General features: G+C 66.7%; 14 protein-coding genes and 1 riboswitch. Of the genes, 4 read left to right on the top strand and 10 right to left on the bottom strand.

From position 1 onward, the window contains the following. Positions 1-40: 40 nt before the first annotated feature. The 7 genes from AB0E63_RS45220 to AB0E63_RS45190 all read right to left on the bottom strand — a co-directional run bounded on the left by AB0E63_RS45220 (position 41) and on the right by AB0E63_RS45190 (position 6,997). Positions 41-1,633: an alpha/beta fold hydrolase gene (locus AB0E63_RS45220; RefSeq protein WP_360380731.1), complete on the bottom strand. Its 1,593-nt coding sequence runs from the start codon at positions 1,631-1,633 to the stop codon at positions 41-43. Between the two features lie 143 nt (positions 1,634-1,776). After that, a complete protein-coding gene (locus AB0E63_RS45215) occupies positions 1,777-2,265 on the bottom strand; it encodes a hypothetical protein (RefSeq protein ID WP_360380729.1) in 489 nt (162 codons plus the stop codon). Positions 2,266-2,598: 333 nt separating this feature from the next. Further along, a complete protein-coding gene (locus AB0E63_RS45210) occupies positions 2,599-3,312 on the bottom strand; it encodes a helix-hairpin-helix domain-containing protein (RefSeq protein WP_360380727.1) in 714 nt (237 codons plus the stop codon). Between the two features lie 29 nt (positions 3,313-3,341). Further along, entirely contained in the window at positions 3,342-3,680 is a 339-nt protein-coding gene (locus AB0E63_RS45205; protein ID WP_360380725.1) for a hypothetical protein, read from the bottom strand. An 18-nt stretch (positions 3,681-3,698) separates the two neighbouring features. Next, positions 3,699-4,673, bottom strand: coding sequence for a serine hydrolase domain-containing protein (locus tag AB0E63_RS45200; RefSeq protein ID WP_360380723.1), 975 nt, complete (start codon positions 4,671-4,673; stop codon positions 3,699-3,701). Beyond that, positions 4,670-5,518, bottom strand: a complete 849-nt coding sequence (locus AB0E63_RS45195) for a tyrosine-protein phosphatase (protein WP_360380722.1) — start codon at positions 5,516-5,518, stop codon at positions 4,670-4,672. The genes AB0E63_RS45200 and AB0E63_RS45195 overlap by 4 nt, the downstream gene beginning before the upstream one ends. Positions 5,519-5,572: 54 nt before the next feature. Further along, the gene (locus tag AB0E63_RS45190; RefSeq protein ID WP_360380721.1) at positions 5,573-6,997 is read right to left on the bottom strand and encodes an MFS transporter; all 1,425 of its coding nucleotides are present in this window, start codon (positions 6,995-6,997) and stop codon (positions 5,573-5,575) included. 92 nt (positions 6,998-7,089) lie between these two features. Between AB0E63_RS45190 and AB0E63_RS45185 the strand changes: the two genes are divergently transcribed. Next, positions 7,090-7,761: a TetR/AcrR family transcriptional regulator C-terminal domain-containing protein gene (locus AB0E63_RS45185; protein ID WP_360380719.1), complete on the top strand. Its 672-nt coding sequence runs from the start codon at positions 7,090-7,092 to the stop codon at positions 7,759-7,761. A 101-nt stretch (positions 7,762-7,862) separates the two neighbouring features. After that, positions 7,863-8,048, top strand: a complete 186-nt coding sequence (locus AB0E63_RS45180) for a YegP family protein (protein ID WP_360380716.1) — start codon at positions 7,863-7,865, stop codon at positions 8,046-8,048. 57 nt (positions 8,049-8,105) lie between these two features. On the opposite strand, the gene AB0E63_RS45175 is transcribed toward AB0E63_RS45180, so the two are convergent. Then, on the bottom strand, positions 8,106-8,468 hold the full coding sequence (locus AB0E63_RS45175; protein ID WP_360380713.1) for a YciI family protein: 363 nt from the start codon (positions 8,466-8,468) through the stop codon (positions 8,106-8,108). Between the two features lie 214 nt (positions 8,469-8,682). On the opposite strand from AB0E63_RS45175, the gene AB0E63_RS45170 reads away from it, so the two are divergent. After that, positions 8,683-9,645, top strand: a complete 963-nt coding sequence (locus AB0E63_RS45170; protein ID WP_360380710.1) for a threo-3-hydroxy-L-aspartate ammonia-lyase — start codon at positions 8,683-8,685, stop codon at positions 9,643-9,645. Between the two features lie 271 nt (positions 9,646-9,916). Then, a riboswitch (cyclic di-AMP (ydaO/yuaA leader) is annotated at positions 9,917-10,109 on the top strand. Next, the gene (locus tag AB0E63_RS45165; RefSeq protein ID WP_360380708.1) at positions 10,109-10,963 is read left to right on the top strand and encodes an NlpC/P60 family protein; all 855 of its coding nucleotides are present in this window, start codon (positions 10,109-10,111) and stop codon (positions 10,961-10,963) included. It overlaps the preceding riboswitch by 1 nt. Before the next feature lie 129 nt (positions 10,964-11,092). Here AB0E63_RS45165 and AB0E63_RS45160 read toward each other — a convergent pair whose 3' ends face one another. After that, complete coding sequence (locus AB0E63_RS45160; RefSeq protein WP_360380706.1) at positions 11,093-11,749, bottom strand: response regulator transcription factor; 657 nt, start codon at positions 11,747-11,749, stop codon at positions 11,093-11,095. After that, positions 11,746-12,072, bottom strand: a complete 327-nt coding sequence (locus tag AB0E63_RS45155) for a hypothetical protein (protein WP_360380704.1) — start codon at positions 12,070-12,072, stop codon at positions 11,746-11,748. Before AB0E63_RS45155 ends, AB0E63_RS45160 begins: the two co-directional genes overlap by 4 nt. Between the last annotated feature and the right edge of the window lie 103 nt (positions 12,073-12,175).

Raw genomic sequence — 12,175 nt, 5'->3', positions numbered from 1 at the left:
TTCCGGAGCGTGCTCCGGAAGGCACCACGCTTCGACGAGGTCAGCGGATTGGGGCTGACAAGGACGCCCTCAGGCTTCCTGTTGTGGTGGACTTTGCGGCGGCTGTGGCGGTCTCTGGTTCGGGGGCGGGGACTGGGTCGCATTGGACGTCGGAGCGGTTGCCTGTCTTGCGGGGTGGTAGGGCGCCCGTTTGGAGGTACGCCGCTATGCGGTCGTCGGTGCAGGCGACGCCGGAGAGGGAGCCGGCGTGGGTGGTTCCGCCTACGCCCTCGATCAGGATTGAGTTGGGGAACGTCTTGCGGGTTTGGAGTGCGCCGGAGTACGGCGTGGCGGCGTCGAGGGTCTCGTTGATCATCAAGAGGCTCTGCACGCCTCGGCCGTCGACCTTCACCGGCTTGCCTGCCTTCGCCGGCCAGTAGAAGCACGGCGCGTTGAACCAGGCGTTGGCCCAGGTCAGGAACGGCGCCTTGGCGAGCGTGCGCCAGTTGTCGCGCTGCCACGTGCTCCACTTGGTGGGCCACTGGGCGTCGGTGCACGATACGCCGAGGTAGATGGCGTAGCCGTTGTCGTCGAAGGGCGGACCGCCGTACAACTCGACGAGCCCTGAGGCGTCCTTGTTGTGCACCCAGGCGGCGAACGCGTTGGCCACGTCCACCCAGCCGTACACGTAGTACGCCGCTTGCGTGAAGACGTCGGTCCACTCGGAAGGACCGATCTTGCCGTCGGCCGGGTGGCCGATGAGCTTGACCATCTCGCGGTAGTACAGGCGCTCGACGGCGGCTTCGGTCGTGCCGAGATGCCATGTCGAGTCGTGCGCGGCGACGTACTGGAAGAACACCTTCACGCTCTTGTTGAAGGCGATGTCCTGGTCGAGGTTGGCGTCGTACCAGACCCGCGTCGCGTTGACGACGCCGTCGAAGACGACGCGGCGCAGCCGGTTCGGGTAGAGCGTTCCGTACACCTGACCGAGGTAGGTGCCGTACGAGAACCCGTAGTAGTTGATCTGCGGAGCACCGAGAGCCTTCCGGATGCTCTCCATGTCGCGCGCCGAGTCGGTGGTCTTGAGGTGGCTGAGCAGCGCGTGCTGGTTGGCGTCGCAGGCCTTCGCGTACGACTTGGAGAGCTTCAGCCAGGTCTGCTCGATCTTCGGCGTGACCGGCACGTAGAACGGGCGGTTGTAGCCGGCGTAGTCCGGGATGCAGCTCAGCGCGGGCTTGCTCGAGCCGACACCGCGTGGGTCGAAACCGACCCAGTCGTAGGCGTCACCGGCACCATGCGGAATCGCCGGGCCGAGGATCGAGTAGATCAGGCCGGATCCACCGGGACCACCCGGATTCACCAGCATCGGACCTTGCGCCTGCGCGTCGGGCGTCTTGTGCATCACCCGGGACACGGCGAGTTGGATCTTGGCCCCGCTCGGATGGTCGTAGTCGAGTGGTACGACGACGTAGCCGCATTGAGCACCCGCGCGCACCAAGCTTGGATTGCTGCAGGCGCCCCATTGCACGGGCGGCGGCGTGTAGCCGGACGATGCCGGACTCGACGGTACGGCGGTGGCGACGGGGACCGACATCACCCCGGCAACCAAGGCGGACGAAACAGTGGCGGCAACAACTAGTCGGCGGAATCTCATGTGCCCTCCATCCCGCTCCGCATCTTGAACCCGCAACTCACGCAGGACAAGTCCCGGGAACAACCTCACGGGGAAACCCGCAGAGCGTCTGGGCGGCGGTCGAGGTCCATCCGCGCAGCCCGCGGCCGGGGGCCTGCTGAGCGTCAGGATGCTCCGCCCGCACGCTGCGTGTCCGGCAACTCCTCGACGAACGGGATCTTGCTGACACAGTGCTGATATTGATCGGCGGCTTCTTCCACCGAGACCTGCCCGAATTGGAGAGACGTCAGCACACCTTCGAGTTCCGTATTGCAAACCTCCGCGGCAGTGACATGGGCGGCGAGGTCGTGAGATTTGCTCAGGTTGCTGGAAATGGCCGAGATCAAGGAGACGATCAACGCGGCCAGGCAGAGCGGCTGCCAAACACTCGCGGGACTGCTGAGTGACAATTCCTCTTTGATCGCGTTGGTGAACGGCGGTCCGGCCAGGGCAGGACCGCCGACGAGCACGGCCGCTGTCGCGCTACTGACGATGCTGACATTGATCAGTCGATTGCGGCGCGGCCGGGCGCCGTGCAGGAAGGTGGCGATACCTGCCCGCCGAGCTTCGATTTGCGCCCGCAACTCCGCGCGGGCGTTGGGATCATCGGTCATCCCGGCGCCTCCTACCTCCCCGAGCCGGCCAGGTCCGCGATCAATGGCGGCCAGCGCTTGGTGGCAGGTCGTGCAGAAGTCGCAGAGCCGGCAATGAGGGCTCCGTCGTTTCTCTGAGTCTGGCACCACCCCTTCGTTTCCGCCAGCCAATTAACTGCATACAAGAATATCGCGAAGAACGCATTCAAGCGCATCTGTACTGTCTTTTATTTGATGACATTGCGCACACGGCTAAACACTTGGCGTAAACCACGATCAAATGTTTGTGCACGACACCCGAAGCGCCCTGCACCGATACTCGGCCGGCTCCATCGTCATCTCGCGGAGAATCCGTCAGTCGCGAAGGAACAGCAAGCGTTCGGCGAGTCGATCGGAGAGGCCCGGTGGAAGATCGGCGAACACGCTGAGCTCTTCGACCGACGAGTACGGACCACGGGTCTCGCGCACCAGCACGACCCGCTCGGCCGGCTCCCGCGTCATCCCACGCAGCTGCGCGAGCACGTCGGCCGAAACACTGTTGACGTCGACCAGACCGCCGTCGTCGAAGTCGTGCTGCTCGTCGGGGCGGCCGATCCCGAGCTCGCGCGCCAGTCCCGGATCCTTGGTGGCGATCTCGCGGGCCTTGCGCCGCAACTCGCGGCGGTCCCTGGCGGCGTCCGCCGCTGACTCCACCGTGAGCTGCTCGGACGGCGACTGCGAACGGAAGACCGAGGAGCGAACCGCGAGCGCGTGCAGGGTGCCGCCCACCCAGGCAATCCTCAGGAACGCGAAGGAGACGTCCTCATTCGTCCCGATGAATCCCAGCACGACCAGCACCGTGTAGAAGACCGTGGCCAGCACGTAATGCTTGGATCGCACCCGCTGTGCCGCCCAGAGGAAGGTCACCGGCGTGGCCAGGCCGAGGGTGACGAAGGGCAGGATCGCCCAGATCCAGCTGATGACCAACGTCCGGGTGTCCAGCCGCCGGCCGCGAGCGCGCCGCGATCCACGCGGTGCGGACGACGAGTCCCCCGACCGCGACACCGGCTCGGCCCCCGGGCGGCTCACACGCAGCCATGTTCCGGATGGTACGCGCGTCAGGCGAGGAGGGAATCGCCTGGGAAGCTTCGGGCCGGGTGGAGTTGGTAGGTGAAGACGCCGGCTCGGACGCCTGGGTCTTCGTCCATGACGCGGCGGATCTCGTCCGGGGTGCCGCTGAAGATGCCCACACCGCACAGCGGGGAGTCGTCGGCGATCGGGCAGACGATGTTGAGGATGCCGTCGGCGCGGAGCTCGAAGTTGCGGCGGCCGTGTTCCCAGATGATCGCCCTGGCGCCGTCCGTGTCGTGCTGCGGTCCTGCCTCGAGGAGTACGACGGTGTACTCACGGGTCTGGGTCATCGCGGCCTGCATCTGCTCATCGGTGAAGCGAGTCATACGAGCAGTGTGAACCCATCAGCGGCAGATGGCCTTGTCTATTAAGGCGTTGATGGGGCCGTCGGGGTTGGTCGTGAAGTTGGGGGTGACGGCGACCGTGACCTGGTGGCGGGTGTCGGCTGTGGCGAACGAATAGGTCTGGTACGCCAGCTCGTCGCCATCGTTGCCGTAGACACGGATCCCGCAGGAGGTGTCGCGCCAGGACAGTCCCAGGCCGTAGGTGCCGTCCTTGGTGCCGGGTGTCTTCATCTCGTCGAGCAGCCGGCGCGGGAGGAGGTGGCCGCCGAGCAATGCGGCGAAGAAGCGGTTGAGATCCGCGGTGGTGGAGATCATCTCGCCGCTGGCACCGAAGAGCGATGGATTCAGCTCCGTGTAGTCGAGAAGGCCTTGCTCAGTACGGATGTAGCCGTGCGGATGCGGTCCGCGGATCCACGGCGACGTACCCGGCAGCGACGTACCGCTCAACCCCAACGGGCGGATGAGCCGGCGCTCGATCTCGTTGCCGTACGACCGACCGGTGACCTTCTCGATGATCTCGCCGAGCAGGAGGTAGTTGGTGTTCGAGTACGAGTACGAGTACGCCGAACCCGGCGGGTCGAACGTCGGCGGGTGAGCCACCGCGCGCTCTACCAACTCGGAGACGGTCCACGTCCGCCACCGATTGTCCAGGAACTCCTGCGAGGGCGGCATCGGCAGAGTGTCCTTGTAGTCGTACAAACCACTGGTGTGGTTGAGCAATTGGCGCACAGTGATGTGCTGACCGTTCGGTACGACGCCAGGCAGCCAGCCCTCCACCGAGTCGTCCAACCTCAGCCGTCCCTTGGCGACAAGCTGCAGTACGACGGTGGCAACAAACGTCTTCGTGATGCTCCCAGCTCGCACCCGTCCGTCAACCGGCACACCCCGAGTCGTCCCCACCTCGGCGACTCCACTGGTCCCCCGCCAGACCCGCCGCCCATCCCGGACCTCCGCAAGCGCCCCCACCGCGCTCACGGCAACCACCTCATCCAGTCCCTTCTGCAACGGGTCCGGCGGCCCTGCAACCGCCACCCCCGGCGCCAGTCCAACCACAGCCGCAGTAACCACAGCAACCAGCTCCATCCCCAGCTCCCATCACCAGTCCGTCCCTCAACCCTCACGAACCAGACCGGCGCAAACATCCGGGACTGCCCGAGGTGCTCCCCGAAGGATCCGAGGCGGGAGGTCAGGGCGGTGAGTTGGGTGGCGGTGGCACCGGCTTGCAGGAGGTATGGCGCTGTGCCGCCGTACCGGGTTTGGAGATGGGCGAGGATGCGGAGGATCGTTTCGGGGCGGGGTGGCGCCAGTTCGGGAAGGGAGCTGACGACCTTGGGCTCGGGGGCCGTGGCGTAGTCGGCGGCGATTGCTGTGTGCGGTACGCCGAGCAGATCGAGCGTCAGCGCAACGACAAGACCAGTGCGGTCTTTGCCGGCGTGGCAGGCGACTACTACGCAGCCGGGAGGCGCGTCGGCGATCGCAGCAACTGCGGATGCGAAGCGCTGCGAGTAGTCGTCGATGAGGAGGCGGTACTGCTCGAACAGGTCCTGCACGGAGACATCAGGATCGCCGGGATCGGTGAGCGGCACGTTCAGCCAACGCTCGTCGTCGGCAAAGGGTGAAGGGAAGGTCTCACACTCCCACGCGCTGCGGAGGTCGACGATCCGGCTGACTCCTGCGTTCCGGACAGCAGCGAGTCCCTCGTCGTTCAGCTGATCGAGATTGTCACTCCGGATCAGAGCACCTGCCCGGACCTGGCCACCGTTGCTGGTGAGGAGTCCGCCGAGGTCTCTCGCAGTCCGACAGTGCGGCCAAAGGATCACAAGCGACACAGTAAACAGCAGTCCCGGCCAAGGTGGGCCGGGACTGCTGGATTGCTAGGCGGCTGCGGTTGCTTCGGTCAACTGTTCTGAGGTGGGCTGCAACTGGGGAGACGCGAGGGTGAGTAGGACATTGGCTACGGCGAAGAGTGCTGCTACCAGGAGGCCTCTTTGGAAGCCGGACTGGAGAGCGGACAGCTGGCTGGCGCCGTGGGTCAGTTCGTTGGTGGTGTGGGTGATGGAGAGAGTGGTCACGATGGCGAGACCCAGCGCGCCACCCACCTGGTACATCGCGTTGACCACACCGGACGCGGCGCCGGCCTCAGCATGGCGGACCTCAGAGACAGCGGTGATCTGTCCGGGGACCCCGACGCCGATGATGCCGAAGCCGAAGATGATGAGGCCGGGCAGCAGCTGGGACGCGTAGCTACCGGTGGCGTCGGCCTGCGAGAGCAAGAGGAGGCCGACCACGCTCAGTCCGGCGCCGGCGAGCTGCACCGTACGAGTCCCGACCCGCTGCACGAGCTGTGACGCCAGCAGCGCACCAACGATTGCCGCGCCGCCCATGGGCAGGAAGTGCACGCCTGCCTCGAGCGCCGTGTCGCCACGGACCTGCTGCAGGTAGATAGCGGTCAGGAAGAACATTGAAAGGAACGCAGCGCCGTTCAGAGCAAGCGATGCGCCCGAAACACTCAACGCACGCGAACGGAACAACCGCATCGGCACCAGCGGAGCAGCAGACCGCCGCTCGACCACCACGAAGGCCGCCAGCAAGACCACTCCGGCAATCAGTACGCCGACAACCTCAGCGGACCCCCAACCCGCGGGCTCCGACCGCACCACGCCGTACACGACTGCCATAAGTCCCGCAGTCCCGAGCAGAGCCCCCAGAGTGTCGAAAGTACGACGACCAGAAGAGTGCCGTACGTCGCGAACGAACACCGGGACCACAGCAACCAGTGCGATCACGATCGGCACGTTGACGAAGAACACCCACTGCCAGCTGAGTGAATCGACCAGTACGCCGCCAGCGACGACACCGAGCGTTCCACCAAGGCCTGCGAGACCACCCCAGACACCCATGGCGATGTTCCGCTCGCGGCCATGCGCGAACGTCATCGTCAGGATCGCCAGCGCCGCCGGTGACAACAGTGCACCGCCAAGACCCTGTACGGCGCGCGCACCGATGAGGAACTCGGGTGAGTTGGACAGCCCCGCCACCAGCGAGGTCACACCGAACAGCAGCAGGCCGGCCACGAACACCCGCCGCGGACCGAGCAGGTCGGCCATCCGCCCGCCGAGCAGCAGGAAGCCGCCGAAGAGCAACGTGTAGGCGTTGATCACCCATTGCAGGGACTCGGCGGAGAAGTTCAGATCCGCCTGGATGTGCGGCAGCGCGACGTTCACGATCGTCACGTCGAGCACCACGATGAACTGCGCTAGAGCCAGCACCGTCAGGGTGGCCCAAGGACTGCGTCGCATTGCCTTACCTCACTTGGAAGAGAGTCTACGTTGTATGTATACGGCGTAAGCTTACGTAGTAAACCGTAGGTCTACGGTGTAAACTTGTCAACGTGATCAGCAAAGAAACTGCCCGCCGCCTCGATCCGGCGAAGGTTGTCGACAGCGCGTTGGCGATCGCCGACGACGAGGGCCCGGCCGCCGTGACCTTCCGGCGACTGGCCGCGCAACACGACGTCACGCCGATGGCGCTGTACCGGCATTTCAAGGACAAGGACGACCTGCTGGCCGCGCTCGGCGATCGCATGCTGACCGACGTCGTACTGCCGGAGCCGAGCGACGAGCGGTGGGACAAGCAGTTGCACAAGCTGCTGACCGCGTTCGTGACCGCGCTCCGCGCGCACCCGCAACTGGCGGATCTCACACTGGCCCGCATCCTGGTGACTGATCCCGGCCTGGTGATGGCCGAGCGCACGATGGAGCTGCTCACCGAGGGTGGGTTCTCCGTCGACGACGCGGCCGAGGTCGGCCGGCAGTCGTTCTGCTCGCTGATCGCCCTGGTCACCACGGACCCCATTGCCCGCGAGGTGAGCGACCCGGTCGCCCGGGACGACTCGATGCGGCGCAAGCGCGCGGCGCTGGCCGCACTGCCACCACGGAAGTACCCGCTGGTCGCCAAGGCCGCGGACACCCTGATCTGCCCCGCGTCCAGGGACCGCTACTACGCCCTTGGCATCGAGATGACGGTCGCGGGCATCCGCGGCGTACTGGAGAAGGAGCAGTAGTCGGCTGGAGCAGAGAACCCGGCGTGGTGCGCGAGGTTCCGGCGGGCTGACCCCGCTACGCTCCGGAACGGAGTGATACCGATCCAGGTGGAGGTATACCGATGGCGGGGAAGTTCGAGCTCTACAAGGACAAGTCGGGCGAGTTCCGGTTCCGGCTGAAGGCCGGGAACGGCGAGGTGATCGCGACCAGCAGCGAGAGCTACTCGAGCAAGGCCGGAGCGCTGAACGGCATCGAGTCGATCAAGAAGAACGCCGCCGACGCGAACGTCGACGACCAGACGGACTGAGCACCTCACAGACCGAGGGGGTTCTCCACAGGTTGTGGAGAACCCCCTTGGTGTTTGTCAGAGACCGACCTCGTGGATGACCGGCCGGACCTCGACACCCAGACCCTCGATGCCGGCGTCCGGGATCATGGCGGCCAGTTCGTACGCGCGCTCCGGCGTGGCCACGTCGATCAGGTAGTAGCCGGCCAGGAACTCCTTCGCCTCCAGGAACGGCCCGTCCGTCACCGCCGGTACGCCGTCGCGGACCTTGACCACCGCGGTCTTGGCCGGCTCGGCCAGCGCGACCGTGCTGTGGAACTCCCCCGACTCCTGGGTTGTCGCCAGGAACTTCTCGTGCCCGGCGAAGATGGCCTGCTGCTCCTCCTCGCTCAGCGCGGACAGCACGTCGGGGTTGATGTTCAGGACCAGTAGGTACTTCACGGTGTCTCCTTCACCCGCGGCTCCCGGTATGGGCGCCTCTCGTCCATCAGTACGGAGCCGCCCACCCGATCTTGACATCGGTATAGCGTCCCTCCATGGCTGTGTTCATGCCACGCCTCCGGCGCGGCGGGTCATGGGGCTGCTACTCCCGGCCTTCCCTCGTCGCTCCAGTCGCTACGCTCCCTCCGCTCCTCAGTCCAGGCCGGGAGGCCCCATGACCGTGTTGAGTCTCACAGATGTCCGGGCTGCCGCGGACCGGATCGCCGGCGTCGCTCACCGTACGCCGGTGCTCACCTCGCGGACCCTGGACGACCGGGTCGGGGCGCAGGTGTTCCTCAAGGCGGAGAACTTCCAGCGGATCGGCGCCTTCAAGTTCCGTGGCGCGTACAACGCGATCAGCCGGCTCACCCCGGAGCAGCTCCGGTACGGCGTCGCGGCGTACTCGTCCGGTAATCACGCGCAGGCGGTCGCCCTGGCGGCCCAGATCGCCGGAGCCAAGGCAGTCATCCTGATGCCCACGGACGCGCCGCCGACGAAGCTCGCCGCCACCCGTGGGTACGGCGCCGAAGTCGTCACGTACGACCGCTACACGCAGGACCGGACCGCACTGGGCAAGGAGTTGGCGGCCGAGCGTGGGCTCACGCTGATTCCGCCGTACGACCACTACGACGTGATGGCCGGGCAGGGGACGGTCGCGCTGGAGCTGATCGAGGAGGTCGGCCACCTCGGGGCGCTGCTGGTCCCGGTCGGGGGCGGCGGACTGATGGCCGGCTGCGCGACCGCGGCGACCATGATGTCGCCGGGGATCCGGATGATCGGTGTCGAGCCGGCCGCCGGGGACGACCACGCCCGGTCGCTGGCCGCGGGCGAGCGGGTGGAGATCGACGTACCGCGGACGATCGCGGACGGGCAGGCGATCTCGACGCCCGGCGAGCTCACGTTCGCGATGAACCGGGTACTGGTGGACGCGTTCGAGCTGGTCAGCGACGACGAGATCGTGGCTGCGATGGCGTTCGCGTTCGAACGGCTGAAGATCGTGCTCGAGCCGAGCGGTGCGTGCGCACTGGCCGCGTTGCTGGCCGGGCGGATCCGTGGGCTACCTGAGCGCGTCGGAGTCGTCCTGTCGGGCGGCAACGTCGGCCTGGACCGGTTCGTCGAGCTGCTCGGAAATAGCTGAAATCACAAGGACTTTAGGGCGCCCTGAGTACGCACTGTGCCTGTTGTCACAGACAGCAACCGCAAAATGTGACAGGGGTCACACCGAACCCCTCATTTGCCATCTGAGCGCCGCTCAGACGCGCTCAGGACACCTGATGTTCACCCCGGATCCCTGACCCGTCAGACAGCCCTCCAGGGCCTTTCCGGAGGGTCTCTGTGGATCTGAGGGTTTGCGTCGTGATCCTTCTGTTATACAGTCGTCGGCGGTTCGGTAAACAACACGGACCGCACGCGGGTCAACGCCGAGCCCTGCCAAGGCCCACGTGCTCCCCTCGAAAACCATTGGCAGGGGTGGGGGACCCAGGAAGTTGGGTCTCGACCGTGAGTGGTCGAAACCCTGGGGTGAAGTCCGCGGGAGCGGACCGGGCTATGAATCCCAGCCCGAACCCGACAGCTAACTTCACAGGCGTCGGGAGACAACCATGCCCGTCACTGCCCGACGGACGTCGCTTTCGCGCGCCGTCAGCCAGCTCGACACCAGTACCTCCCGGCCCCTCGGCCGGACCCTGGCGAAGCACCGTAAGCCCACCAAGTCCGGATCTCCCCGGACCGCAGCTGCCGTTCTGTCGGTGGGTCTGGCGGTCAGCGGTGGAGCCGCTCTCACCGTCGCCGCCTCTCCGGCCACCGCCTCGGCGGCGACCACCACCACCACCGTGCCGCGTGGGTACTGGACCATCGCCAGCAAGCCGCTGCTCCGGTACGGCGACAGGGGCCCGACCGTGAAGTACGTCCAGAAGGCCCTGCACCTGGGCCCGGACGGCTACTTCGGCACCAGCACCGTGCGGATTCTGAAGAAATACCAGGCATCTTGGGGTCTGCGCGCCACCGGCTACACGGACAAGGCGACCTGGGGCCGCCTGACCTACACCGCCAAGCACCACCTGCTCTACGGTCCCCACCGTAGCGTCTCGAGCACCTCGATCGGGACGTTCCGGGCCAGGGTGCTCCGGGAGGCGGCGAAGCTCAAGGGCACGCCGTACCGCTACGGCGGCACGACCCCGCGCGGCTTCGACTGCTCCGGCTACACCGGCTACGTCTACAAGAAGGCCGGCAAAAAGCTGCCGCGTACGTCGCGGGCGCAGTACAGCGCGACGAAGCACATCACCCGCAAGACCGCCAAGCCGGGTGACCTCGTGTTCTTCAAGAGCGGTGGCGGCGGCGTGTACCACGTCGGCATCTACGCCGGCGGGAACATGCTGTGGCACGCCTCGAAGCCGGGCCGCCCGGTCGCGAAGGCGAAGATCTGGACCAGCAGCGTGGCCTTCGGCCGCGTCTGAGTCCTGCCGGTCTGCGCCCTCCCCCCAAGGCGCACGACCGGTGTCAGCGTCCTCTCCCCCAGGCACGCTGGCCACTGAGACCGGCACGGGCCGTCGTCCCCCACCCCTCCGACGGCCCGGGCCGGTTTCTCAGGTATCCAGCAGGCCGGCCTCGTAAGCCAGGATCGCGACCTGGACCCGGTTCGTGGCGTCGAGTTTCACCAGGGCCCGGGACACATGCGCCTTCACCGTCGCCTCGCTCATGAACAGCGTCCTGCCGATGTCGGCGTTCTGCAGACCGCGGCCGACCTCGACCAGCACCTCACGCTCGCGCTCGGTGAGCTTGCTGATCCGCTCCTGCGCTGCCCGCCGCCGGTCCGCCCGCGGGTCCGCGGCGAAGTGCCCGATCAGCCGCCGGGTCACCGCCGGCGACAGCATCGCATCCCCGGCCGCGACCACCTTGATCGCCTGCACCAGCTCGCGGGGCGGCGTGTCCTTCAACAGGAAGCCGCTCGCGCCGGCCTGCAGGGCCCGGAACACGTAGTCGTCCAGATCGAACGTCGTCAGTACGACGATCTTCGGCGGATCCGGTAACGCCTGCACCTCGCGGGTCGCGGCCAAGCCGTCCAGGCGCGGCATCCGGATGTCCATCAGGACGACGTCCGGCCGGTGCTCCTTCACCATCGCCGCGGCGTCGGCGCCGTCCTCGGCCTCGGCAACCACCTCGAGGTCGTCGTCGGACTCGAGGATCATCTTCAGCCCGGCTCGCACCAGCGCCTCGTCGTCCACGATCAGCAGCCGCGTCATCGTTCCCTTTCCTCGCGATTCAACGCCGTATCCACAAACACGGGCTCGGCGCTCTGCCGGTGGTCTGCCCAGGGCAGCCAGGCTTCGACCCGCCAGCCGCCTTCTGCCGTCGGCCCGGTCGTCAGCCGGCCGCCGACCAGCTGCACCCGCTCACGCAGCCCGACCAGGCCGGCTCCAGCGCCCGGGAGCAGTGAACCAGCAGCCACCGGCCGTACGTTCGTCACCCTGACCGTCACGCCCTCGCCCCGCGCCCCGTGCACCACCACGGCCGTCGACGCTCCCCGCGCGTGCTTGTGCACGTTGGTCAGCGACTCCTGCACCACCCGGTAGACCCTGCATCTCTGCTTGAGTGCAGTTGCCGCTCAGCCGCCGATGAGTTCCTTGAGGGGGTGGGGGTCGGTGTCGACGGCTTGTTGGAGCAGTCGG

Origin of the sequence: Kribbella sp. NPDC026596, assembly GCF_040638415.1 — a bacterium.
In the GTDB taxonomy this organism is placed as follows: Bacteria; Actinomycetota; Actinomycetes; order Propionibacteriales; family Kribbellaceae; genus Kribbella.
Note: the sequence above shows the minus strand (reverse complement) of the source record. Positions and strands in the feature narration are given on the sequence as shown.

Bases quoted from the DNA above. Each gene is read 5' to 3' on its own strand.
- AB0E63_RS45180 (WP_360380716.1), top strand. From the start codon at position 7,863: ATGGCGGGGAAGTTCGAGCTCTACAAGGACAAGTCGGGCGAGTTCCGG.
- AB0E63_RS45215 (WP_360380729.1), bottom strand. From the start codon at position 2,265: ATGACCGATGATCCCAACGCCCGCGCGGAGTTGCGGGCGCAAATCGAA.
- AB0E63_RS45170 (WP_360380710.1), top strand. From the start codon at position 8,683: ATGACCGTGTTGAGTCTCACAGATGTCCGGGCTGCCGCGGACCGGATC.
- AB0E63_RS45160 (WP_360380706.1), bottom strand. From the start codon at position 11,749: ATGACGCGGCTGCTGATCGTGGACGACGAGGCGCTGGTGCGAGCCGGG.
- AB0E63_RS45205 (WP_360380725.1), bottom strand. From the start codon at position 3,680: ATGACTCGCTTCACCGATGAGCAGATGCAGGCCGCGATGACCCAGACC.
- AB0E63_RS45220 (WP_360380731.1), bottom strand. From the start codon at position 1,633: ATGAGATTCCGCCGACTAGTTGTTGCCGCCACTGTTTCGTCCGCCTTG.
- AB0E63_RS45165 (WP_360380708.1), top strand. From the start codon at position 10,109: ATGCCCGTCACTGCCCGACGGACGTCGCTTTCGCGCGCCGTCAGCCAG.
- AB0E63_RS45190 (WP_360380721.1), bottom strand. From the start codon at position 6,997: ATGCGACGCAGTCCTTGGGCCACCCTGACGGTGCTGGCTCTAGCGCAG.